The organism is Rheinheimera sp. EpRS3, assembly GCF_001513785.1.
Taxonomy (GTDB): domain Bacteria; phylum Pseudomonadota; class Gammaproteobacteria; order Enterobacterales; family Alteromonadaceae; genus Alishewanella.
In genome coordinates this window covers 1-25,079 of sequence record NZ_LNQS01000011.1, presented here as the reverse complement: position 1 = coordinate 25,079, position 25,079 = coordinate 1, and the positions used below count along the sequence as shown (strand labels likewise).

Sequence of the window (25,079 nt, the reverse complement as noted above, 5' to 3'; positions counted from 1 at the left end):
TTAAGTCCTCTCTGTTTTGCTTAAAAACATATCGTTCATCGCGCCACCCGGCACCTGCATCGGGTAAACGTGCTCTTTCGGATCGATATGAATATCCAGAAACACCAACCGGTCTTTTAACGCAAAGGCACGTTCCAGTGCCGGTTGCAGTTCTTCCGGTGTGGTAACACGAATGCCAACATGGCCATAAGCTTCAGCCAGCTTGACAAAGTCGGGCAGGGAATCCATGTACGAGCTGGCGTAGCGCGACTCGTAATTCATGTCCTGCCATTGTTTAACCATACCCAAATAGCCGTTATTCAGGTTAATAATTTTTACGCCTAAACCGTATTGCTTACAGGTAGACAGCTCCTGAATATTCATCTGAATAGAGCCCTCACCAGTAACACACACCACATCGGCATCGGGGTAATTCAGCTTTACACCCATCGCGGCAGGCAAGCCAAAACCCATGGTGCCAAGGCCACCGGAGTTGATCCAGCGGTTGGGCTTATTGAACTTGTAATACTGTGCGGCAAACATCTGGTGCTGGCCTACGTCACTGCAAACATAGGCTTCGCCTTTAGTAATTTTACTAACCTGCTCAATTACATATTGCGGCTTTAGCAGTGGTGCTGTGTTGTCGTAGCGGCCACCATGTACAGTGCGCCATTGTTCAATTTGCTGCCACCATTGTTCCAGTGCTCCGCTGTCTAACTTTTTCTTCTTCTGTTTTAGCACTTCCAGCATTTCTGTCAGCACCGGTTGTACTAAGCCAACGATAGGAATATGCGTATTAATGGTTTTACTGATGCTGGCCGGGTCGATATCAATATGAATAATGGTGGCGTCCGGGCAGAATTTTTTGGTGTTGTTCGTCACGCGATCATCAAAGCGGGCACCCACAGCCAGAATAACGTCCGCATGGTGCATAGTCTGGTTGGCTTCATAGCTGCCGTGCATACCCAGCATACCAATAAACTGTTTATCACCGGCGGGGTAGGCGCCTAGGCCCATCAGAGTATTAGTTACCGGCAGGTTCAGCAACTGAGCCAGTTCGGTCAGCTCGTTTGACGCGCCACCCATAATCACACCGCCACCAGCATATAAAATCGGCTTTTTCGCGGCCAGCAATGCCGTAACGGCTTTTTTAATCTGGCCGCTGTGGCCTTTGAGTTTGGGCTGATATGAGCGCAGGTTAATTTCTGCCGGGTAATGGTAGGCAAATGTCTGGTTTGGCATGGTCATATCTTTAGGGATATCCAGCACCACCGGGCCCGGCCGGCCGGTTTGCGCGATATGAAAGGCCTTTTTAATTAAATAGGGAATATCTTCTGGCCGGCGCACTGACATATTGTGCTTACAAATTGGCCGCGAGATACCCAGCATATCGGTTTCCTGAAACGCATCACCGCCAATTAAGTGGCTCATTACCTGGCCGGTAAGCACCACCATCGGAATAGAATCCATGTAGGCAGTAGCAATACCAGTAACCGCATTGGTGGCGCCGGGGCCTGAGGTTACCAGCACAACACCGGCTTTACCACTGGCACGGGCGTAGGCATCGGCCATATGGGTAGCGGCTTGTTCATGTCGTACCAAGACATGCTTAACTTTGTTTTGCTGAAACAGGGCGTCGTAAATATGTAATACAGCGCCACCCGGATAACCGTACAGGTATTCGACACCCTCATCGGCTAGGGCGCGTATTACCATGGCGGCACCGGATAACATTTCTGTTGCTCTGGTGGAGTCGGCTGACTTATCGTCTGGCTGGGTTTGGCTGGTCATTATGCTATCTCATAGTTTGCTGTGGCAAATACAACACACCACGGCTTTGCAGGCAAAGGCGCGGGTGAATACTCTTAAAGCAACCAAAGGCCGCTTTAATTCTGTGTGCTACGTGGACTGGTTAAACAGGATAAGCTGTTAAACTCAAACTATGGCGCTATGGTTATTTGCTGCTGAGCAGTCATTTTTGTGCGCTGTATTAATTTACGTGATAGACGGCCGGATGTCGATGCTTTTTTCCGCCGTTTTGGCGTCGGGTGTCAGCACTTACAAGGCTTGCAAAGCCACGGCTGTGCCCACATAGTAAGACACAATTGAATTTTGATCTGCCAGCAAGGATTTTTGTTTTATGCACCAGCCTATTATTGATGTTTCTATTAATAACGCCCGTGAGGTACTGGATGCCTCGATGCAGAAACTGGTGCTATTCCAGTTCTGGTCGGCCCGCAGCGAGGGTTGCAAGCAGTTAAGCCCGGTGCTGGAGCGCATAGTACAACAATATCCGCAGCAGTTACTGCTGGCCAGGGTAGACTGTGACAAAGAACAAGACTTGGCTATGCAGTTTGGTGTGCAATCGCTGCCAACCGTGATGATGATTAAACAAGGCCGGCCGGTTGATGGCTTTGCCGGAGTAGAAACCGAGCAGGCTATCCGCGATAAACTGGCTGCTTACTTACCTAAGCCGGAAGATGATTTACTGGCACAGGCTGAACAATTGTTGGCAACGCAGGACTACGCCGCTGCTTATCCGTTGTTAAAAGACGCATTAACCCTGGCACCCGAGCGTACCGAGATCAAACTGTGGCTGGCCGATGCCGCTGTTAGCCTGGGGCAGTTGCCACAAGCCGAAGCGCTGCTAAGCGAGATCAAGCTGGCTGATCAGGATGCCTTGTATAAATCGGTGGTTGCCAAACTGGAGCTGGCCAGGGAAGCTGCCGACACGCCAGAAATTAAGGCGCTGGAAACTGCACTGGCAGCAGAACCCGACGCTGCACCAAATAAAAACGAACTGAAAGAAAAACTGGCTGTGCAATATCAGGCGGTACAGCGCAGTGAAGAGGCGTTGGCGCTGCTGCTGAGTATTCTGCAACAGGATTTAAACTACGGCAGCAGCAAAAAGCTGTATCTGGATATTCTGGCTGCGCTGCCCAAAGGCGACAGTGTGGCAACGCTGTACCGGCGTAAATTGTACAGCCTGCTGTACTGATACCAAAGCAGGCCGTTGTTACTGATGAAAGTCGAGCCAGATCTGCCTGATCTGGTTTGACAGCGTCATAGGGTCAAACGGCTTTGCTACCACATCAGCAGCCCCCAGTGCTTTGTAAGACGCAACTTCATTGCTTTGCACCTTGGCTGTCATAAATACTACCGGGACTTTGGTTAAATCGTATTGGGTTTGCAACTGCTGCAATGTAGTGGGGCCATCCATACCCGGCATCATCACATCCAGCAAGATCAGTTGCGGTGTTACTGAAGGGTAATCGGTTAATGCCTGCTTGCCACTGCCACAAGTATGCACACTAAAACCACCTACGGCTTCCAGCGCAATTTTCGCTACCTGCTGAATAGACGGATCGTCCTCTACATGCATAATGCGTTTTAATTCGTTCATAAATCTACCTCTGGTAGTTCTGCCGTGCTGGCCAGTGGCAGTAACAAATAAAATTCACTGCCTTTATCTTGCTCTGACTGAAAACCTATTTCACCCTGCATACGGCTCATTAACTGTTTGCTGATAGCCAAACCAAGTCCTGTGCCGCCTTTGCTTTTAATATCAGAGCTGTCAGCCTGAGAAAACTTGCTGAAAATATGGGGTTTAAACTGCTCGTTAATACCGCAGCCGCTGTCTATTACCCGGATCAATGCATTATTGCCCTGTTGCTGCACAATAATATTAACCACCGCCAGCGGTGGCGAAAATTTAGCTGCATTGGAGAGCAGGTTAGCCATAACCTGCTGCAGGCGCATGTTATCAACATTTACCCACATATCGGCCGATGTGGACTCTAGTTGGTAGGAAACTTGATATTGCTGGGCATAGCTTTGGTTATCGTGCAACGATGTCTCTATGATAGGTAATAATGGTTGCGGCTGAATATCAAACAACATCTTGCCGGCGATCAGCTTATCCATATCCAGCAGATCATTAATCAGTAGCTGTAATTTTTTAACGTTGGCCTGTGCCAGCTGTGTCATCTGCGCAGCTTGCTGCGGCAGTGGGCCAAATACTTCACCATGCAATAGGCCGATGGCGCCGCTAATTGCTGTCAATGGTGTGCGCAGTTCATGGCTGACGGTAGAGACAAACTCATCTTTGAGGCGCTCAATTTTTTTTCTTTCGCTAATGTCACTAATAAAACCGTACCACAGTACGCTGCCATCTGCCTGGCGTTCAGGTACTGAGCGGCCGCTAACCCATATCACGTCACCATCAGGGCGTTGTATCCGGTAATCCAGTTTCCACAGGCTAAGTTGCTGTGCTGAGGCGATAATACTGTCATACATCAATTGGGCATCATCCGGGTGGATTAGCGACAGCATCGGGCTGGCATCAAGCTTTACCTGCTCAGGTGTCAACTGATAAATATCACGGATACCCTCGCTGCAGTAAGGCAAACAGCTACTGCCATCTGGTGCTAACTGAAACTGAAATACCATGCCCGGTAGCTGACTGGCAATTTTCTGTAACCGCCCGGCGGCTTCTATTTGTGCATCCAGATAGCGTCGGCGTTCAATGGTACTGCCAATCCAGCGCGCCAGCAGGCTGACAAATTCGCACTCCAATTGGCTAAAAGCCAGTTCACGCGAACTGGCCGAAGAAAACCCCACTGTGCCAAATGGCTTTCCTTCTACCTGCACTGCACTGCCAATATAGCTTTCCAGCGCAAAAGCTTTAAAGGCCGGGTGGCTGGCATAGGGGCCTGCACTCATTTGATTAGTGGCAAAAATGCCGCCTTCGGCCAGTGCCAGGCTGCAATAAGTATTACCCAGCTCAAAATGACTGTCGTCCTGCAATAAACCGGCTGGCGCGCTGTGCACCAGGATCTGATAATCCTGCTGCTCAATTTTACTGAGCACAGCGATGGGTAACTGCAGGTAATCTGCAGCAACCTGCAGCGCCTGGCGTAGCTGCTTGCGCCAGTCGGGGTTAAAGCTGGCGGCGATATTGTTTAAGGTGCTAAGTGCTTGCTGGTATTTCTGCGTTTGCTGTGCTGCGAGTTGCTGTTTTAAACTCTCCGACTGCTTTACTTCTTGTAGCAGATGTCTGATTAAGCGTTTAACCTCAGAAAGCAGTATTAATAACAGCAATTCGCTGGCTAAAAATGCCAGTACCCAGCGTTGTAACACATCGTCAGTTGGATTAAGCCGGTATCCCCGCCATGCCAGATAGCTAAATAGTATCAGCAATAAGATGCTGCCCAGCCAACTGATAAAATTAGTGGTTCTGCTAACGCGTTGATTTATCATAGCGGCCTTAATCTAAGCGGACTGCTTTACTATAAAGCACAAGCGCTGGCCTGGCAAAACGGCGGACAGATATTTATGAGCAACATATTAACGCAGCAATTTCAGCAGCTAAGCGCGGTACTGCAGCAGTACCGGCAATATTGGCAACTGCTGCCGTTTACCTGCGACGCTATACCGTGGTCGGATGGTGAACTGCAGCAGTTGTTAGCAGGTCTGGATGATGGCCTGCTAAGGCAGATTGACCAAAGCAGCATTTTGCAGCAACAGTATTTTTCGTCATTTTTCCCGGCGTTATTTGCTTTGCCGCTAGTGGCTGTTGCCGCTGATTCTGCCCCCTTGCTGGCGTTACCATTCTGGCTGGAAAACGGTATTGGCGGGCGTAAGCTGCAGCAAATTGATGCATTGTGTCAGCAGTGGCCACACAGTAAGTTACCGGTGCTGGAGTGGTGTGCTGGCAAAGGGCATCTGGGCCGGATACTGGCCCATCGTTTTGCTGTGCCGGTAACCAGTGTCGAATGGCAGCCACAGTTATGTGAAGATGGTGCGGCATTGGCAAAAAAATATCAGCTGTCACAACAGTTTATTTGTGCTGACGTATTAAGCGACCCGCTTGGCGCTGCCTTACAGCCAAAGCAGCATATCGTAGCGCTGCATGCCTGTGGCCAGTTACATATTACCATGCTGCAACAGGCAGTGCAGGCAGGTTGCCAGCAGTTACAACTAGTGCCGTGCTGTTACCATTTGATTGCGCAAACACAGTATCAGCCGATGTCGGATCTTGCTTTGCAGCACAATTTATCGTTAAGCAAAGACGATTTAAAGCTGGTGGTGCAGGGCCAGGTAACAGCAGGTGAGCGGGTTGAAAAACTCAGAGCAACTGAAGTGCTGTGGCGGCTGGCTTATGATGAATTGCGCGCCGACCTTACCGGACAGCAGCATTACCGGCCGCTGGCGTCGGTTGGTAAGCACTGGTTTAGCGGCAGTTTTACCGGCTTTGTTTGCTGGGCTGCGGCGCAGCATCAGTTGCAGCTACCGGCCGTGATAGATGAAGACGTATATCTGGCGCGGGCACAGCAACGTGCAGCTACAGTTCAGCGTATTGAATTGATAAGACACTTATTTCGCCGGCCGCTGGAGTTATGGCTGGCGCTGGATAAAGCACTATATTTGCAGCAACATGGTTATCAAACCCGCATCAGCGAATTTTGTGATTATCAGGTAACACCACGTAACCTGCTGCTGACAGCAACCAGATAAACCACAGCTAGCAGGGCAGCTGGTCGGGTGCGGTGGCTAACACCTGAGCCTGATGATATTGCTGTATAAGTTGGTCTTTATGCTGCCAGCGCTGGTTTAACCATAACTGAAAGCGTTCACGAAACTGTTCATCGTTAAAATAGTCGCCAATAACCTGCTGATCTACCTGCAGAACTTCTACCTGTACCACCACCCGTTTTAATTTACCCATCAGCATATCCATAGCAACATGCTGCGGGTTATCGGGGTAAAGCAGGGTAAAGTCCAGTATGGCGTTAAACTGCTCGCCCATGCTGGCCAGTGTAAAAGCAATACCACCTGCTTTGGGGGGCAGCAGGTGCTGGAACGGGCTGTGCTTCGCTGTTTTTTTTCTGTCGGTAAAACGGGTGCCTTCAACAAAATTAATAATGGTGGTGGGTATGGTTTTAAATTTCTGGCATGACGCACGGGTAGTAGCGATATCTTTGCCTTTTAACTCAGGCCGTTTAGCCAGTTGCGCTGTGCTGTAGCGCTTCATAAAGGGCATATCCAGTGCCCAGCAGCCGGTGCCTAAAAACGGCAACCATTTTAGTTCGTCTTTTAAGAAAAACTTCGGCTCTGGAATACGGCTATGGGCCACTGTGCTGACAACCGGAATATCGAGCCAGCTTTTATGGTTGGAAATAAGCAGATACCAGCTCGCCTTATCCAGCGTTTGGGCACCGCTTATTTGCCAGTCAACATGATTAAACAGATTAATTAAGGCGGTATTAACTGCTGTCCAGCCGCGATAGCAGCCTTTACCCGCCAGTGCAGTTACACGATGCACAGCTTTAAACGGCAGCAGCAATTTGATGATGCCCAGTGGTGTAACCAAAATACCCCACAACGCCAGATTTAACGCAAACAAGCTAAAGCTAAAAGGCAACAGCAACCAGCCGGGTAAAAAACTTAGCATTACTGCTTCTCTCCCTGTTTCAGCGCGGTTAGCTGCTGATCTTTATGTTGCCATAACTGGTTAATCCACTGCTGAAACCGCTCGCGGTACTCGCTATCGTTGTAGTCGCCCAACAGCTCGGGCGTGATAGGTATTACCCGGATTTGCACGGTAATATCGCGCACTTTGCCGGAAATATAGTCCCAGAAACTCGGAATGCCCTTGGGGTAATGAATAGTGATGTCGAGAATTTTATGTAGTTGGTCACCCATAGCGCCCAGTACAAAAGCCATACCACCGGCTTTGGGTTTTAGCAGGTTTTGGTAGGGTGATTGTTGTTGGCGATGTTTTTCCGGGGTGAAGCGGGTACCCTCCACAAAATTCATAATTGCTGCCGGTTTAAAGCGAAACTTATGGCAAGCCTTGCGCGTGGTTTCTATGTCTTTGCCCTGTAAATGCGGATTTTTTTGTAAAAAGCTTTTGCTGTAACGCTTCATAAAAGGGAAATCCAGTGCCCACCAGCACATGCCTATAAATGGCACATATATCAGTTCTTTTTTCAGAAAAAACTTAATAAACGGAATATTGCGGTTAAATACTTTTTGCAGCACCAGAATATCCGCCCAGGACTGGTGATTCGCCAGCACCAGATACCAGTCTTTAAGCGATAGAGTTTCCAGGCCTGATATTTGCCAGCGAATACGGGTAAACAGCCGGGTGGTGAAGTTGTTAACGCTGATCCAGGCCACGGCACAGGCATCCAGCAGGTAGGTCATCCAGCTTTGCCAGCGGGTAATAGGCGGCAGCTTTAATATCGCCAGCAGCATAATGGGTATGCACCAGAACAACGTATTGACGATATAAAGCAACAGTGAAAGCATGCCCGTTAGCGGACGGGGTAAAAAATGCAGCATAACAACACCTGGTATTTGTGGCCGGCCCGATTTTTTGCCGGCTAAAAATAATAACAGCAGGCGAGCCTGCTGTTAACATGTCCGATGAGTAGCTAGTTTACCTTAATCTTCAAAATAGGTGTAACCATAAACACCGGCTTTCAGTTCATCCAGCATTTCGTCTTTCTTGCTGTCGGTAATCTCTAACTTTGCCAGCTGACGGGTGTAAGAAGCGATCAACTTATTCGCATCAAACTGCACATAGCGCAATACATCGGCTACTGTATCGCCTTTAATTATGTTGGTTAGTTTATAGCTGCCATCATCGGTTAGTTCAACGTGCACTGAGTCAGTGTCGCCAAACAGGTTGTGTAAGTCGCCCAAAATTTCCTGATAGGCGCCTACCATAAACATACCCAACAGGTACTGCTCGTCTTCTTTATACAGTGGCAACGGCAGGCTTGGTTCAATGCCGTTACCATCGGCGTAGCTTTTCAGCTGGCCGTCAGAGTCACAGGTAATGTCCTGAATGATAGCGCGATGGTCCAGCGGCTCGTTCATCCGCTCCAGCGGCATTACCGGAAACAACTGATCAATACCCCAGGCATCCGGCATGGACTGGAACAGCGAGAAGTTAACAAATAACTTATCGGCCAGTTTTTCATTCAGCTCGTCGTGAATCGAACGGTGTGAGCGCGCGGTCATATCCAGATTAGCTTTTACTTTATTAATGGTGGCAAAATAAATTTGCTCCAGTAACGACCAATCTTTCAGTGTCAGCAGGCCATGCACATATTGAGCATGGGCATCGGTAAAGTAATGCACTGCATCGTGGTAAGCTTCAATCGCCGTGCGCGGTGTAACGTTTTGGTAGGCTTCCCACAGGCCAAGGATCACTGTTGGTGAGTCTTCGCTTGGCTCTGGTAAATTTACCAGCCCTGGCGCCCGCTCAATATCAATCGCATCGGTAACCAGCACGGCGTGGTGTGCTGTCATGGCGCGGCCAGATTCGGTAATAATATTCGGGTGCGGCAGGTCGTACTCGTCACACACTTCTTTTAAGCCATTGACCACATTACGGGCATATTCGTACATGGTGTAGTTCATCGAACAGGCCGAGCGTGATTTAGAGCCTTCGTAGTCCACACCTAAACCACCGCCCACATCAACGGTAGTAATAGGCACACCTAAAGTACGCAGTTCAGCATAATGGCGGGCGCATTCACGAATGGCGTTATGAATATCACGAATATTGGCAATTTGTGAGCCGATATGAAAATGCACCAGTTGCAGTAAGTCCAGCTTGCCGGCATCACGCAGTACATCAATCGCCTGCAGCACCTGAGTAGCAGTTAAGCCAAACTTACCCTTCTCGCCGCCGGTGTTTTGCCACTTGCCTTTACCCACCGAATTTAAACGGATACGGATACCAATACGTGGCGCGGTGCCTAAATTATCAATTTCACGCAGCAGGGTTTTCAGCTCAGACAGTTTTTCTACCACCACATACACCGTATGGCCCATCATCTGGCCAATAGTGGCTAAGCGCAAAAACTCGCTGTCTTTATAACCGTTGCAGACAATTTGCAGTGGCTGATCGGTAACACCTAAAATAGCCATCAGCTCCGGCTTACTACCGGCTTCCAGGCCTACTTTGCCGCTGTCGTGGCTGATCAGGCGTTTTACCACCGAGAATTGCTGGTTTACTTTGATTGGGTAAACTGCGGTGTACTGGCCCTGATACTCTTTTTCTGCTTTGGCACGCTGGAACGACTTAATCAGCGTGTCTACCCGGTGTTGCAGAATATCAGTAAAGCGTACCAGCACAGGTAAGGTTAAGCCTTCCTCTTTAAAACGTGCCGTAAGCTCAGGAAAACTGATGCCTTTTTTACTGTGATCCTGATCCGGATAAGCCACCAGATCACCATCAGTATTAACATCAAAATACCCTTCACTCCATACCGCTACGTTATAGATAGAGCGTGCTTTTTCTGTACCCCAGTCGGCCATTGTCGTTCCTTTAAAATTAAGATGTGCATAGTTTAAAGCCAATGTGGTAAAGCTGCAGCAAAAAACATCGAAATATTTGTCCTTGGCGGCACAAGCAGGCAAAATATGCGGCTATTTTGTTTTGAGGGTAACACTATGTCTGGCGACAACAATTGGTTCACTGAAATTTTCGCCCCCAGCGGCAGCGCCTTTGGTCTGACTATCACGAAGAAACTGGATGAAGTTCAGTCGCCGTTCCAGAAGATTGAAATGTTTGAAACCACCCATTTTGGCAATCTGATGGTGATTGACGGCGTTATTATGCTGAGCAGCCGCGATAATTTTCTCTACCACGAAATGCTTAGCCACCCGGTGCTGTTTACCCATGCTAGCCCGAAAAACGTGGTGATTATTGGTGGTGGTGATTGTGGCACTTTGCGTGAAGTGTTAAAGCACCCTGGTGTGGAAAGCGTAACGCAAATTGATATCGATGAGCAGGTTACGCGAATGGCTGAAAAGTACTTCCCGGAGCTGTGTGCCTCGAACAGTGATCCACGTGCTACGCTGAAGTTTGACGACGGCATTAAATATATGCGCGAAGCTGCGCCAGAGTCAGTAGATGTCATTATTGTGGATTCAACCGATCCTATCGGGCCGGGTGAAGGGCTGTTTAACCGGGCATTTTATGACAGCTGCCGCAAAGCGCTGCGTCATGGCGGCATTTTAGTACAGCAGAGCGAATCGCCACTGATCCATATGCCGTTACTTAAAGACATGCGTGATGCCATGCTGGATGCCGGTTTTGATGCACTGCAAACGCTGTTATTCCCACAAATGGTGTATCCGTCTGGCTGGTGGACATGCACTCTGGCGCGCAAAGGCGCAGCCTTTAATGGCTTTCGGGAAGCTGATGCGGCTCAGGCAGCATTTAGCACAGATTATTACAATGCCGAAGTGCATAAAGCCGCATCAGCCTGGCCTAATTTTATGAAAAAAGCATTGCAGGGCTAAAGCGGGACAGATATGACAGCAGTATCTGAAAGCGCATTAAAACAGCATAAATAAATACCGGGCTTAGCTTGCCTATTTGGCAAGGTTTTTGTACATTTATTGCTCATAAACGGGGTGGCAAATGATAAAATATGCTTGGTTATTATTGTTAAGTGCGTTTTCAGCACAAGCCGCTGTCTACAAGTGTGAGCAAAACGGTGTTGTAGAGTTTAGCCAGTTTCCCTGCTCAGGTGATGCTGAAACAGTAGACATGCGCCCGCTCGGCACCGCCATGATTGGCACCCGCGGTGAATATAAGCAGCAAGTGGATGCCTTAAAGCGTCAGAGCCGGTTTGTTGAGTTTCAGATAAGTTCGCTGGAGCAACAAAAACAGCAGGACCTTGAAGTGCTCAAAGCAGAACTTTACAAACTGCGTCGCAGTTTCCCTAAAGCAGAAGAGCTGGTTGTGCTGCAACAAAAAATTGCCCGTACAGAGCAGTTGTACAACGAGAAAATAGCGGTAGAAAAAGCGTCATTGGCGGGCTTAAAACTAAAAGTAGGCAGTCTTGAACGTCAGTACGCACAAAATTAATGAATTCTGTGATGAAAAAGCCCCGCATTGCGGGGCTTTTTGCTATCAGACGCTATTAAATACTAAAAGACGCGCGTAGATACCAGTAACGGCTGCCCGGCATATCATAGGTTGATGGATCGTAGCCGTTCAGTGAGCACGACAAACAAATAGGAGGCTCTTTACCGAACAGGTTATTCACGCCAAAGCTCAGTTGCATACCAGACAATATTGCGTCGGTGTTCCAACTGATTTGCGCATCATGGTAAGTAGTGCTGCCCAGACGGTTTTGCCCGGTAGACGGATTATTACGGCATACCGCGAAATCGGCAGCATCACCGCAACTTTCCTCTAGGTCGCTGGTGTAACGCATTGTCCAGCTGGCCTGCCAGGCTTCATGCTGCCAGTTAAGGGCCAGGTTGCCGCTCCATTCTGGAATTGCTGAGTCATTAACTTCAATACCGACAGTTTTAGGTTGCTGCTGGCCGTTGGCATCAACTACGGTATAGTCTTCCACCAGTGTGGCTCTGAGCCTGACATTAAACTGACCAAACTCAGTTTGGGGGATTAGCCAGCCAATGTCGAAGTCCAGGCCAGAGGTTTCTATACTACCAATATTGGTCAGGACATTATTAAACTGATCAATAGCACCAAGCTGGTTGCGGCCTATGCCATTACAAAAGGTTTCTGACAGGGTTTGTACACACAAGTTAAGCTGTGTTTGTGCATCCAGCGCCTGAATGGCACCTTTAAGCTCATGCTGATACCAACTGATGCCAATGTCTAAACTTTCTGACCAGGCTGTTGCGCTGGCGTACTCCGGGCTGTATACGGTACCAAGGTTGTAACTGGTGGAGGTTTCTGGTGCCAGTTCACGATTGCCGCCGGTAACCACGCTGATCTGCGGGTTAGGCTGCTGATAACTGGCCGGCACACCAAGGGCCGCACAGTTTGCTGCAAGGGCAGGGGTTGGCGCTGAGCAAGGATCAGACAATACAGCGTCAAAACCACTGGCTGAACCGAATAGCTCGCCGATATTAGGTGCACGGAAGCCCTCAGACCAACTACCGCGGAAGAGCAGCTCGTCTTGCATTAGCCAGCGAAAACCTACTTTGCTGGTCGTTTCGCTACCAAAAGTGGAATAGTCAGAGTAGCGGCTGGCCAGGCTCAGATCTAATTGTTTTGCCAGCGGTAAATCGGCAAGTAAAGGCACATTAAATTCAACAAAGAGCTCGTTAACGTTAAGCGAGCCAGAAGTAGGAGAGGACACTACGCCGTTATATTCACCGGCTACTGTCAGGGCATCTGGTGTGTATTCACCGGTGTATTTGCGGTATTCCCAGCCTGATGCAAAGCTAAGTGCCCCTGCGGGTAGCTCCACAATGTCGCCGGTAATATTGGCAGAATACAAGCTAAGTTTATTTTCGCTGGTATCACGGACAACCGGTTGAATATAGCCGAGCATATCAGGCGTGATACTGCCGATACCAAAGATATTCAACGGCACACAAGCAGGATCAGCCTGACAGCTGGCCAGAGGTCCAAGTGCGGTGGCAACGCGTCTTGCATTGTAGCTACCGAAGTTGTCTTGCTTGGCCCGGTTAGTGCTGTACGCGGCGTTGATATCCCAGTAGTAAAGGTTTCCGGCTAATTCCAGCTGGCCTTCGATACCTGAGCCAATATAGAAGGTATCCACTTTTTGCTCGAATCGTCTTGCTCCGCCTTCCAGCGGGCGTTTGCCGGCCAGTATCAGATTAGGGTCGTCTCCTGAAGCTACCAGATCAAAACCAAACGGGTTATATGGGTTGTCGGCGGCGATAGTCAGATTATCCATCCAGTAGTTACTGGGTGAGAAGGTACCAATAAACATAGGTTCAGCTGCTGCCTGATTTACGCTGCTGCGCTGGTTATACAAAGCACGCAGGTACCAGTTGGTATCCGGTGTAAATTCATAGCGCTGCTGGGCGTAAAGTGACACTCTTTTGTTCGGTGTCTGCAGCAGGTTAAAGCTGGAATAGTTAAAACGGTCTGCTGTGGTAAAGCAGTGAAAGTCATCAGTGCGGTCGCAGCTTTCGCCAAGGGAGGGATCGTAATCTGGGCTGGTAACGCCGGCGTTTGGTACTAAATCTAATGAGGCGCCGGTATTTGGGTCATTGATAATAAAACGGCCCCCTGGAATAGCTGAACTGCCAAAAGCCAGGCCAGTGCCTGGTACTGGCAGGCTGGACTGTGCTCTGCTATCTGCGGCAACAGATTTTTGCTCGTTGTAGCTGGCCGCCATAAAGTAGCTGTGTTTGTCACTTTCGCCGCCAAAGCTCAGCTCAAATGTGCTGGTATCACCGTCGCCTTCGCTAAATTGGCCAAAGCTGGTGCTAACAGTGGCGCCAACAGCAGAGCGTCGGGTAATAATATTTACTACGCCAGCTATGGCATCTGAGCCATAAATTGACGAAGCACCGTCTTCTAGCACCTCAATACGCTCAACAATCGCCAGCGGGATGGTATTTAAATCCACCACGCCGCCCACCCCAGATGCAGAGCTTTCATTTACCCAGCGGATGCCGTCAACCAACACCAATACCCGCTTCGCCCCCAAATGCCGCAAATCTACCGTAGTTGCCCCGGCGCCAACCCCACCACCATCCGGCGGAAAACCGAAGTTGCCGCTAGAGTTAAATTTGGTATTGAGTGCAGAACCGGAGGCGGTAATGTTTTGGATAATATCGCCAATTGAAGATAAACCCGAACGGTCAATTGCATCACGATCCAGAATTTGTACAGGGCTGCGGCCTTCAAGCTCAGTTTGCTTGATCCGGCTACCTGTGACCTCTATACGTTCAACATTTTTATCGGTTGTCGTGTCTTGAGCTTGGGTGGTTGTTGGTGCAAAGGTTATAGCACCAAGCACACTCAGGTATATCGTTGAATAGGAGCGCATGCAGTATTCCTTATTTTTATTTTCACAAATTACTGCTGACAACATGGCTGGCACGGCTTTTTCGCCAGGCAACAGGCAGTGTACAGAACTCACTATATGATAAGTTCAGCCTGAATCTTAGCTAAGAGTGTTTATTTTGTAAAAAAAGTTTCATTAAGGTTTTTATTGTGTTTATTTTGGGGTTTGGCATTTTGTAGGCTTACGGTGCTGGCAGAACTGCAGAGAGATGGGAAGTTGGTGGCTAAGTTATAAATTCACAAATAAAACAACGCCCTGAGGCGCTGCTTTATTTAAGTTTAGACCAGCTACAAAATATTGACCGTCCAGGGCTTATCAGGCAGATACGTTGCTGTCTATATGCTTTTCATACAGGGTATTAATAAGTTCATCTTCGTAAGCAAAGCGCTCTTCCAGTGCTTGCCCTAGCTCAGACAGCTCGCGGTCAAAAGCTGCGCTGTGTTTGGTACTTAAATGGTCGGCGTAAAGATCATTAAAATTCAGTGCCAGATCGGTTGATACCGCAATCTTCGGATACAGGCTGTCAGCCAGCTTACGGCTGTCCGTGCCATTTACCGCACATTCTGAGACAATACGTTCATAAACTTCAAAATGTCCGGCAGATAAATAATCCACCATTAACTGGCAAAACTCCTGCACTGCTGTTTGCGTAGGCAACTTGGTACGTTTGTTATCGAAAGGCGGCAATGCGGCCAGTTTACAATAACTGACAATAAGCTGTTGGCGCTCGTCCAGCCAGTTGTCTATGGCGGTAAGCGAACCACCCCATTTTTGTCGCGCGGTCTGCACACGGGTGTACATTGCCTTCTCCTTCAATGCAGCGTTCTGCTGCAGTTAACTCTAATTAAATGAATTTCGCACGAAAGATCAACCGTTTTTTTATTGGTCAGCCCAGTGAACGGCATTATGATAGCGCGAACTACAGAGTACAGCAGAGAACCACTTATGATCAAACACAGTATCAGCTTAACGCCAAATCAGCACGGACTCTGGTTTGTCGTGAACCGGGGCCGTATCTGGGTCAATGCCGCGCGTCAGATCCCGCAAGGCATGCTAAGTGCATTAACGCTGTCGGCAGAGCCTGAACAGATATGCCGGCTGGGTGAGCTGGCAGGGCAAGATGCCTATCTGCTGATTAATCATGACCATATTGCAGATGAAAATGAGTGGGTGTCGCCGCGAGACTTGCTAAGCGAGGGTGAACAAATATTCCATCTGGCAGCCAGAGCGGTGCAGGTAGCATTATTTTTACAAACCCACCGCTTTTGTGGCCAGTGTGGCAGTGCCATGAGCCTGGTCAGCTGGGAGCTGGCAGCTTTGTGTAACAAGTGCGGCCATCGTTGCTATCCGCGTATAGCACCTTGTGTACTGGTGGGTATTATCAAAGATAAACAAATCCTGCTGGCGCGCTCCAACCGGCACCGGAAAGGTTTTTTCTCTATTCTTGCCGGCTTTGTAGAATCTGCAGAAACGCTGGAGCAGGCGGCAGCGCGTGAGGTAAAAGAGGAGGTCGGCGTCGATATTACTAATTTACGTTATGTTGGCAGCCAGCCGTGGCCGTTTCCGCATTCATTAATGGCAGGTTTTATTGCTGACTATGCCGGTGGAGATATCGTCTGTCAGCCACAAGAAATAGAAGAAGCATATTGGTTTGACCTGGCATCCTTACCGGAGGTGCCGCCAATACAAACGCTTTCAGGGAAAATTATTCAGCAACTACAGCAAATTGCAGGCAAATAAACAATCTTCCGGGAAGATTTTTAACAGGGCGGGGATGGGCCAGTAAGGGTTTGTGCCATGGATGGCCGAAAATAAAAAAGCCACATAAAGTGGCTTAACTAAATGGTTTGCATGGTCCCGTTTAAACGGGCTTCTTGCTTGTTATTCTTCACTAGCGCAGCAATGTTATAGCAGATCGATTTGTTGATGACAAGCATCTAGCATAAAAAACCTGAACACAGCATTTACAGCGAAAACATAGTCGCTGCGGCTGCAGAGTGTTAAAATAGCGCCAATCCTGTGAATGGCGGACAATATATGCAATTAAAAAATGATCGGTACCTCAGAGCTTTACTAAAACAACCGGTAGACAGAACGCCGGTTTGGATGATGCGACAAGCAGGGCGCTATTTGCCTGAGTACCGTGCTACCAGAGCCCAGGCCGGTGATTTTATGTCACTGTGCAAAAACCCGGAGCTGGCATGTGAAGTGACTTTGCAGCCGTTGCGCCGTTATGCGCTTGATGCCGCAATTCTGTTTAGTGATATTCTGACCATTCCTGATGCTATGGGTTTAGGCCTTTATTTTGGCGAAGGCGAGGGCCCTAAATTTCAGCGGCCAGTACGTGATTTTGTTGATATTGCCAATCTACCTATTCCGGACCCGGAGCAGGAACTGCGTTATGTGATGGATGCGGTGCGCACTATCCGCCGTGAGCTGAATGGCAGTGTGCCGCTAATTGGCTTTTCCGGTAGCCCGTGGACGCTGGCAACCTATATGGTTGAAGGCGGCAGTAGCAAAACCTTCGGTACGATCAAGAAAATGATGTTTTCCGAGCCTGAAGCCTTGCACCTGTTGCTGGATAAGCTGGCGCAAAGCGTGGTGTTGTACCTGAATGCACAAATAGCGGCAGGTGCCCAGTCTGTGATGATTTTTGATACCTGGGGCGGCGTATTATCACCGCGTGACTATCAGGAGTTTTCATTGGGCTATATGCAGCAAATAGTCAACGGTTTAACCCGCGAAGCAGACGGCCGTAAAGTACCGGTAACATTGTTTACCAAAAACGGTGGCCTGTGGCTGGAAACAATCGCTAATACCGGCTGCGATGCCTTGGGGCTGGATTGGACTATCAATATTGGTGATGCAAAAGCCCGTGTTGGCGATAAAGTTGCGCTGCAAGGCAATATGGACCCGTCAATTTTGTTAGGCTCACCAGAGCGCATCCGCCAGGAAGTACAAATGATACTGGATGGGTTTGGTCAGGGAACCGGCCATGTATTTAATCTTGGCCACGGTATTACACCTGATGTCGATCCTGAGCGCGTCAGCGTTTTTATTGATGCTGTGCACGCATTTAGCCGCACTTATCATATGAATACTGATCTGACCGAATAAGCCGGATAGCCCCCGGCATCACACCGGGGGAGAACCTGAGCTGCCATGGCATGATTAGTTTGTGCTTGTGGCGACAGTCTGGTAATCGGCAAGCAAATCTTCAAAGCTTTCAATGGTCCAGTTACGCCGCCTAGCTTCTTCCAGCGCTTGTTGGAGCATTGACTCGCCCCGGCTTTGCTGGCCAAGCTCAATAAAAGCAATCCCCAGGGTGGATAGCAGATTGGGGTTGTTGGCATCTATAGCGCGGCCTTGTTCTGCCAGCCTGATCGCCTTTTGTGGGTCCCGCAACGTTGGATCATCTGACATCGCCAGCAGTGAGGCATATTCGGTTACTGCAGGCATGTATTCTTGCAGTGCCGCGCCTTCCAGATAACCGGCAGCTTTATGTGGATTATAATTAACATTATTGCTGTCCAGTAGCTCCTGAGCTAACAAATAAGCGGCTTTGGGATTACCGCCATCAGCAGATATACCCAGCCAGTTTAACGCCTTACTGTGATCTTTATCACAGCCATTACCGGTAATTAAACATTGCGCCAGGCGATACTGCGCTGGCTGATAACCATTGACAGCTGCCTGCAGATACCAGTTAACAGGTGAGGGATCGGTAGTAATATTATTCTCTGCCAATACAGCGTATAGGTACTGATATTTGGCCGATTCTGCTTTAGCTGCCGCCAGAATGGCATCAGTATACTCTTGGCTATCGCGCTGGAATTTACGTGCTTGTGAACCTGCAGAGCTTTTTATTCTGAAGGTATGCGATTGTAGTTCCATTCTCACAGGATCGCCGTATAAATCTTTTGGCGGCTCAAACTGCCAGCTTTTCACGGCATCCAGCACGTACTCATTGATCCCATCGATAGGAAAGCTGGCAACGATACTGGCGTTTTCTACTGTGCCATCTTCAGTCACGTCATAGTGAACAACTGCCCAGGCGGCGACGCCTGCGCGCTCGAAATAGGACGGATATTTAGGTTCAGGCTGGCTTATTGCTTTTAATCTGCTGCTGGTTTTTACATAACGGTTGGCACTTGGATACAGGTTACCCAGCAGAGCTTGTTTACCATACTGGTTGTTCAGTGTGGTATACACTTCTTTTCCGGCCAAACGCGAAGGAAGTTTGGTGCGTAGTGCCTTGTATTGTTCATCTGCTAACGGGTGTTTACCGTCACGGGCAATTAATGTCCAGGCATAGGCTAGTTTTATATCTGCATCTACACCTAAACCTTCGGCATACATTCTTGATAACAGATACTGTGCTTCAAGGTGACCCAGCTCAGCCAAAGCTTCAAGCTTTGGTTTGGCCTGCGAGTAGTCTTGTTGCTCGAATAAGGCCTTTGCTGTGGGGAAATCAGCATATGCCTGAAACGAAATGGTCAGCCACAATAATGCTAAACTGTACCTAAGTTGCAGCATAAAAAGCCCCCGTAAACTATTTATTTAATTATTATGCAATTGAGTTTACAACGATTTATCAGGCAAAACAAAAATATATATTACAACGGTAATTAAGTTGTTTATTTATTAAATATCAGTATCTTATTGCTAAAATAGCCGGTTAAGGCCATTCAATGCAGCTACCCGATATGCTTCTGCCATAGTGGGGTAATTAAAAGTGGTATGAACAAAATACTCGAGGGTATTGCCGCCATTTTTCTGCATCATAATAGCCTGACCGATGTGTACAATTTCTGCGGCACGCTCACCAAAACAATGAATACCAAGTATCTCCAGCGTATCGCGATGAAATAACAGTTTTAAGCTGCCCACACTGGTATTGGCAATTTGCGCCCGGGCCAGATGCTTAAACTGGGCGCGGCCCACTTCATAAGGAATTTTTGCTGCAGTGAGTTCCTGTTCAGTTTTACCAACGGAGCTCATTTCAGGGATGGTATAAATACCTGCAGGGATGTCAGCAATCAAATGGCCATCCAGGTTACCTTTAACAATGGCTTCGCCAGCTAAGCGGCCTTGATCGTATGCCGCGCTGGCTAAACTGGGGTAGCCAATTACATCACCAACGGCGTAGATATTGTCTATGCTGGTTTGGTACTGTTTATTCACTTTAACCAGCCCGCGGCTGTCTGACTCAAGGCCTATTGCAGCTAAATTCAGCATATCAGTATTACCGGTGCGGCCGTTGGCAAACAAAAAGCAATCCGCTTTCATTTTCTTGCCGGATTTTAGATGCAGCACTACGCCGTCGTCTTTACCTTCAATGCGGTCAAATTCTTCGCCATGGCGAATAGTCATACCGGAGTTCCAGAAATGGTAGCTCAGTGAATCTGAAATCTCGGCATCCATAAAAGATAGTAAGCGGTCACGGGTGTTTACCAGATCTACCCGAACACCTAAACCACGGAAAATAGAGGCGTATTCACAGCCGATAACACCGGCACCGTAGATAATAATATGCTTGGGATCGTGCTGTAGTGACAAGATAGTGTCTGAATCATAAATCCGGTTATGGTTAAAGTCGACATCTGCCGGCCGGTAGGGGCGTGAACCTGTGGCAATAACAATGGTTTTGCCACTGAGTTCAAAACAACTGCCATCATCACTGCTGATACTCAGGTTGTGATTATCAATAAAGCGGGCTTCGCCCTGATATATCTTTACCTGATTACGGTCATAAAAACCGGTTCTCAGTCGCACTTGTTTGCGGATCACGCCGGCGGCATGTTTTAAAATTTGTGAGAAAGTCAGTTTGGTATGCTGTTCATCCAGCTGAAATAGTGGGTTTTCATTAAATTCAATCAGGCGGCTGACCGAGTGGCGTAACGCTTTTGACGGAATGGTGCCCCAATGGGTGCAACCACCGCCGACAGCATGATAGCGTTCAATCGCCGCGACTTTAAGCCCGCTTTTGGCCAGATACATTGCCGCACCTTCGCCGCCGGGGCCGGTTCCTATAACAATGGCATCAAAATCAAAGCTGGCTTTTTTCGGGGACGTTTTTCTCGCACTCACGCTGATAATCTCACTGATTTAACTAACTTAAGTTTGAGCATATCAGGTATCAGACATAAAAAAAGAGACCGAAGTCTCTTTTTTCTATCATGCGACGGCATTCACCAGCCGCTGCCAGTGTTGCTGTTGCTGCTGCAGATGGTGTTTAAATTCGTGGTATTTATGTTTGAAATCTACCGCCTGATACTGTGCAAGCAGTTTATCTTTGCGTTGCAGTAGCAGTTGCTTTCTGATGTTGTAATAGTCCTGCATTCTGGCAAGCAGTAATTCGTATTCATGCTGCAGCAATTGCAGTAGCTGCTCTGCATTGGGTTTTTGCCGCACATTATCTTGTGCCCGTTTCAGCTGCATTTGTAACCTTGCTTGTTCAATTCGTTCTTCTGGAACGGTACGAAGATTGCCAGTTAGCTTGACCCATGAGGCAGTTTTAATAAACCACTTCGTTGGATCAAACTGATACCATTTAATGCCGTTGCGGTAATCATATTCAAAAATATGATGGAAGTTGTGATACCCCTCGCCATATGTCACAAAAGCCAGTATGCCGTTATCGCGTGCAGAGTTTTTTTCTGTGTAAGGCTGTGAGCCCCACACATGGGCCAGTGAGTTAATAAAAAATGTGAAATGATGGCTTAATACCAAACGCAGTACGCCGGCAAGTAATAACATGCCCAGAATGTTACCGCTGATAATACCCAGTAATAATGGGATACCAAAGTTGGTGGCTATGGTCAGCCACAGGTAATTGCGGTGTTGCCACATTACGATCGGGTTTTTCTGCAGATCCCTTACATTGCTGTAGTCCGGTTTTTCTACATCTTCATAATCACGCAGCATCCAGCCAATATGGCTATACCAGAAACCACGTCCGGCAGAATAAGGGTCTTTGTCATTGTCATCAACATGACGGTGATGCACACGATGATCGGCTGACCAATGCAGCGCACTGTTTTGTAACGCAAAAGCGCCGCCAATAGCGTAAATCCATTGCAATATGGGATGTGCATCATAAGTTTTATGTGCCCACAGCCGGTGATAGCCGGCAGTGATAGACATACCGCAGTAGCCTAAGCATATAACAGTGGCGATAACCTCAAACCAACCGAAGCCCACAGTTAAGGCGTACCAAGGCACACCGATGGCTGCAATCAGGGTTGTGATGGAAAACAGCAGAACGTTAGTCCAGATAATGGGTGCTTTTTTCATAAATTCCACTTTAGCTTACAACTGTTCGCTCATTCTACTGGTCACAACCCCCGGGTCAAGGTATAAAATAGTGCTTTTCAGTGAATGAAGGAATATCTGTGTCTAGAGCAGAGCAGAAAGAGCGCACCCGCCGCGCTATTATAAATGCCGCTTTTTCTCAACTAAGCGCTGATAAAAGCTTTGCCAGCTTAAGCTTACGTGAAGTAGCGCGCGAAGCGGGTATTGCGCCTACCTCTTTTTACCGGCACTTTGCTGATATGGATGAATTAGGCCTTACTTTAGTCGATGAAGCAGGCCTGATGCTAAGACAGTTAATGCGCCAGGCCCGACAACGTATTGAGAAAAACGGCAGCGTTATTCGCACCTCTATTGAAACTTTTATGGAGTTTGTTACCGGTAACAGTAACGTATTTCGTTTATTGCTGCGCGAGCGCTCAGGTACCTCGGCAGCGTTCAGAGGGGCAGTAGCCCGCGAGATCCAGCACTTTGTTGCCGAACTCGCCGAGTATTTGCGTAAGGAAACCATCTGCCCGGACGAATTAGCCAGGGCACAGGCAGAAGCCATGGTGATATTGGTTTTTCATGCCGGTGCCGACGCGCTGGACGCGCCACCAGAGCAGTATAGTTATTTAACCAGTCGCACTATTACCCAGCTACGCTGGTTGACTCATGGTGCCGCTGGTTCTGGCCGTAAACCAAAAGGCTGACGTTATAGCTGGTCTTTATCAGCTTTGACGTCTACGTAGCCACACACCGCTTTCAATATGGTGGGTGTAAGGGAACTGGTCAAACACTGCAAGTTGCGCAATATCGTGGGTTTTAGTCAATGTCTGTAAGTTCTGCGCCAGCGTTTGTGGGTTACAGGAAATATAAATAATATTGTCAAAGCGACTGACCAGCTGTTCGGTTGCACTGTCCAGCCCGGCGCGCGGCGGGTCAACTAATATCGTGTTCAGTTGCATATCAGCTAAATCCAGCTGTTTTAGCACAGAGCCTTGCTGCAGTGCAGCTGATACATCTTCAGCAGACATTTGCAGTACTTGCAGGTTACCCACCTTATTCAGTGCAATGTTGTATTGTGCCGATTTAATTGAGGTACGGGAAATTTCTGTTGCCACCACTTTATTAAAGCAGGGTGCCAGGGCGATAGAGAAGTTACCATTGCCGCAATACAGCTCCAGTAAATCTCCTGATAGTTGCTGAGCAATCTTTTTTGTCCAACCCAGCATTTGCCGGTTTACTTCACCATTGGGCTGAGTAAAGCTGCCTTCTACCTGCTGATATTGCAAAAGGCAGCCATCAAGTTCGAATTGTTCTGTGACATAATCGGTGCTTACCATCAGCTTCTGCTTACGTGAGCGGCCAATAAACTTCACATGGTATTGTCCGGCCAGCTTATCCGTCAGTTGTTTAGCCTGCTCCAGCCAGCTATTGGTTAATGGCCGCTTATAAATAAGAGAAACCAGCAGCTCACCAGACAGAGTTGCTAAATAATCAACTTGATATAATTTATAGCGTAGCTCATGGTTAAATTGAATATTTTCCAGCAGCACCGGCATAAAATCGGCAATAGTGCGGCAGGCTACCGGAAAATGGTCAATACGCACCTTATCGCGTGTTTGCGAGTCAAACATAGCATGGTAAATATCATCACCATTGTGCCAAATCCGGAACTCCGCCCGCAAACGGTAGTGATCGGGCTCAGATCTGAAGATCTCTGCCTCCGGGGCATTAAAATCTGATAGCAGCTGTTGCACAGCATTAACCTTATCCGTCAACTGCTCTGAATACTGCTCGGGGAAAACCTGACCTACGCTCATCTGCAACTCTATTAAACCAAAACAGCTATTTTAAGCCAGAGCAGAGGCTGAGCCAACCTTGAATCTCAACAGGGCGGAAAATGAGCATAAAAAAGGGAAGCAAAAGCTTCCCTTGTAGCGATAATCGATAATTACTCTTCAGTGTCGTCAGTATCCTGACGCTCTTTAGCTTCACGCACTTTTAATGTGCGTTCCTGAAAATTAAAATCATTTAACTTCTGGATCATTTTATCGCCGTCTTTGGCCGCAACCTCGACAAAACCAAAACCACGACGCCGACCGGTTTGGCGATCTTTCATCAGGCGGACATTAACGACAACACCAAACCGTTGGAATAACTCTTTCACGGCATCTTCGTTTGCACGATAAGGCAGGTTACCTACATATAAGGTAGTCGTATCACCTTTATAGTCAGTCATCGCCAAAGGTGCTGCCGAGGGAGTCGTGCCAGCACGGCCTTTAACATCTACTAACACCGGCACCAGTATGCCGGCTAACAAAACACCTATCACCACGAAAATTTCCTGAGCAAACCCCAGCACAGGAAGAAAGGCAAAGCCAAGATAAGCCAACACCGCTAATGCCAGTGTATAAGGCAAAGAAGCACGTAAAGTGGGTAACATAATAATATCCTAAGCACTTAGTTCTATTTATCGGAATGCTTTAATAAGATAAAGCAGCCTTATCTTAGCGGTTAGGTAATAAACCGCAACCATAAACAACAGCTTGTTTGCACTCGATTTGTATCTAAAACATGCAAAAAGCCCATTTAGTAAGCAAACAGCACGTAAAACCCCATTTTCACTAAATAACCGCTTGCAGGTATTTCAAAACGCCCTATAATGCGCGCCATGCCACGGGTGCTGCAGTTTGGGTGCTTCAGGTGAGTTAAACCGGTTCGCAAAAATCTTTCAAAAAGACGCTTGACAGATCGGCTTAAATCACTAAAATGGCGCCCTCGCTTCACGGTGGTGTTTAACGCAGTGAAATGAGTAAACAAGTCTGGTGTGACGATGTGTTTTTGAAGTAAGAATCATCGTCACGCTTGACTTAAAAACTGGGAAGTGTAACATACGCCTCCCGCTTTGAGAGTTCAAAGCACGCTCTTTAACAATTCGCAATCAATCATCTGTGTGGGCACTTATGATGGATT

20 protein-coding genes are annotated in these 25,079 nt (G+C 48.1%); 7 read left to right on the top strand and 13 right to left on the bottom strand.

Going from position 1 to position 25,079, the window contains the following annotated elements; all coding sequences use genetic code 11:
- A complete protein-coding gene (locus AR688_RS18055; RefSeq protein WP_197412285.1) occupies positions 1-1,770 on the bottom strand; it encodes an acetolactate synthase 3 large subunit in 1,770 nt (589 codons plus the stop codon).
- 349 nt (positions 1,771-2,119) lie between these two features.
- Between AR688_RS18055 and AR688_RS18050 the strand changes: the two genes are divergently transcribed.
- A complete protein-coding gene (locus tag AR688_RS18050) occupies positions 2,120-2,977 on the top strand; it encodes a tetratricopeptide repeat protein (protein WP_068237382.1) in 858 nt (285 codons plus the stop codon).
- Positions 2,978-2,995: 18 nt separating this feature from the next.
- Here AR688_RS18050 and AR688_RS18045 read toward each other — a convergent pair whose 3' ends face one another.
- Together AR688_RS18045 and AR688_RS18040 are read right to left on the bottom strand one after the other, a co-directional pair.
- Positions 2,996-3,382 carry a response regulator gene (locus tag AR688_RS18045; protein ID WP_068237381.1) on the bottom strand — a complete coding sequence of 129 codons (387 nt, stop codon included), beginning with the start codon at positions 3,380-3,382 and terminating at the stop codon, positions 2,996-2,998.
- Positions 3,379-5,238 (bottom strand): ATP-binding protein, encoded by a 1,860-nt coding sequence (locus AR688_RS18040; protein ID WP_068237378.1) that lies wholly within the window; start codon positions 5,236-5,238, stop codon positions 3,379-3,381. Before AR688_RS18040 ends, AR688_RS18045 begins: the two co-directional genes overlap by 4 nt.
- A gap of 75 nt (positions 5,239-5,313) precedes the next feature.
- On the opposite strand from AR688_RS18040, the gene AR688_RS18035 reads away from it, so the two are divergent.
- Positions 5,314-6,495, top strand: coding sequence for a class I SAM-dependent methyltransferase (locus AR688_RS18035; RefSeq protein ID WP_068237744.1), 1,182 nt, complete (start codon positions 5,314-5,316; stop codon positions 6,493-6,495).
- 7 nt (positions 6,496-6,502) lie between these two features.
- On the opposite strand, the gene AR688_RS18030 is transcribed toward AR688_RS18035, so the two are convergent.
- From AR688_RS18030 to speA, 3 genes are all read right to left on the bottom strand, one after another.
- Positions 6,503-7,432, bottom strand: a complete 930-nt coding sequence (locus AR688_RS18030; RefSeq protein WP_068237372.1) for an acyltransferase — start codon at positions 7,430-7,432, stop codon at positions 6,503-6,505.
- Positions 7,432-8,325, bottom strand: a complete 894-nt coding sequence (locus AR688_RS18025) for an acyltransferase (RefSeq protein ID WP_068237371.1) — start codon at positions 8,323-8,325, stop codon at positions 7,432-7,434. The genes AR688_RS18030 and AR688_RS18025 overlap by 1 nt, the downstream gene beginning before the upstream one ends.
- A gap of 102 nt (positions 8,326-8,427) precedes the next feature.
- Positions 8,428-10,314, bottom strand: a complete 1,887-nt coding sequence (gene speA, locus AR688_RS18020; protein ID WP_068237370.1) for a biosynthetic arginine decarboxylase — start codon at positions 10,312-10,314, stop codon at positions 8,428-8,430.
- Positions 10,315-10,449: 135 nt separating this feature from the next.
- Between speA and speE the strand changes: the two genes are divergently transcribed.
- On the top strand, positions 10,450-11,304 hold the full coding sequence (speE, locus tag AR688_RS18015) for a polyamine aminopropyltransferase (protein ID WP_068237742.1): 855 nt from the start codon (positions 10,450-10,452) through the stop codon (positions 11,302-11,304).
- Positions 11,305-11,425: 121 nt separating this feature from the next.
- The gene (locus tag AR688_RS18010; RefSeq protein ID WP_068237367.1) at positions 11,426-11,875 is read left to right on the top strand and encodes a DUF4124 domain-containing protein; all 450 of its coding nucleotides are present in this window, start codon (positions 11,426-11,428) and stop codon (positions 11,873-11,875) included.
- Between the two features lie 55 nt (positions 11,876-11,930).
- Here AR688_RS18010 and AR688_RS20690 read toward each other — a convergent pair whose 3' ends face one another.
- Positions 11,931-14,792: a TonB-dependent receptor plug domain-containing protein gene (locus AR688_RS20690; protein ID WP_068237364.1), complete on the bottom strand. Its 2,862-nt coding sequence runs from the start codon at positions 14,790-14,792 to the stop codon at positions 11,931-11,933.
- Between the two features lie 333 nt (positions 14,793-15,125).
- The gene (locus AR688_RS18000; protein WP_068237361.1) at positions 15,126-15,611 is read right to left on the bottom strand and encodes an Rsd/AlgQ family anti-sigma factor; all 486 of its coding nucleotides are present in this window, start codon (positions 15,609-15,611) and stop codon (positions 15,126-15,128) included.
- A 144-nt stretch (positions 15,612-15,755) separates the two neighbouring features.
- Between AR688_RS18000 and nudC the strand changes: the two genes are divergently transcribed.
- Together nudC and hemE are read left to right on the top strand one after the other, a co-directional pair.
- Complete coding sequence (gene nudC / locus AR688_RS17995; RefSeq protein WP_068237358.1) at positions 15,756-16,550, top strand: NAD(+) diphosphatase; 795 nt, start codon at positions 15,756-15,758, stop codon at positions 16,548-16,550.
- Between the two features lie 297 nt (positions 16,551-16,847).
- Positions 16,848-17,927: a uroporphyrinogen decarboxylase gene (gene hemE, locus AR688_RS17990; protein ID WP_068237355.1), complete on the top strand. Its 1,080-nt coding sequence runs from the start codon at positions 16,848-16,850 to the stop codon at positions 17,925-17,927.
- 54 nt (positions 17,928-17,981) lie between these two features.
- Here the strand turns inward: hemE and AR688_RS17985 are convergent, their stop codons facing one another.
- The 3 genes from AR688_RS17985 to AR688_RS17975 form a co-directional block, all read right to left on the bottom strand.
- A complete protein-coding gene (locus tag AR688_RS17985; protein ID WP_068237353.1) occupies positions 17,982-19,346 on the bottom strand; it encodes a TonB family protein in 1,365 nt (454 codons plus the stop codon).
- A 129-nt stretch (positions 19,347-19,475) separates the two neighbouring features.
- Positions 19,476-20,900, bottom strand: coding sequence for a Si-specific NAD(P)(+) transhydrogenase (gene sthA, locus AR688_RS17980; protein ID WP_068237351.1), 1,425 nt, complete (start codon positions 20,898-20,900; stop codon positions 19,476-19,478).
- Between the two features lie 87 nt (positions 20,901-20,987).
- On the bottom strand, positions 20,988-22,106 hold the full coding sequence (locus tag AR688_RS17975; RefSeq protein WP_068237348.1) for an acyl-CoA desaturase: 1,119 nt from the start codon (positions 22,104-22,106) through the stop codon (positions 20,988-20,990).
- A gap of 98 nt (positions 22,107-22,204) precedes the next feature.
- On the opposite strand from AR688_RS17975, the gene fabR reads away from it, so the two are divergent.
- Positions 22,205-22,813 (top strand): HTH-type transcriptional repressor FabR, encoded by a 609-nt coding sequence (gene fabR / locus AR688_RS17970; protein ID WP_068237345.1) that lies wholly within the window; start codon positions 22,205-22,207, stop codon positions 22,811-22,813.
- 18 nt (positions 22,814-22,831) lie between these two features.
- Here fabR and trmA read toward each other — a convergent pair whose 3' ends face one another.
- Positions 22,832-23,926: a tRNA (uridine(54)-C5)-methyltransferase TrmA gene (trmA, locus tag AR688_RS17965; RefSeq protein WP_068237342.1), complete on the bottom strand. Its 1,095-nt coding sequence runs from the start codon at positions 23,924-23,926 to the stop codon at positions 22,832-22,834.
- A 131-nt stretch (positions 23,927-24,057) separates the two neighbouring features.
- The gene (locus AR688_RS17960; RefSeq protein ID WP_068237339.1) at positions 24,058-24,549 is read right to left on the bottom strand and encodes an RNA recognition motif domain-containing protein; all 492 of its coding nucleotides are present in this window, start codon (positions 24,547-24,549) and stop codon (positions 24,058-24,060) included.
- Positions 24,550-25,079: the final 530 nt, after the last annotated feature.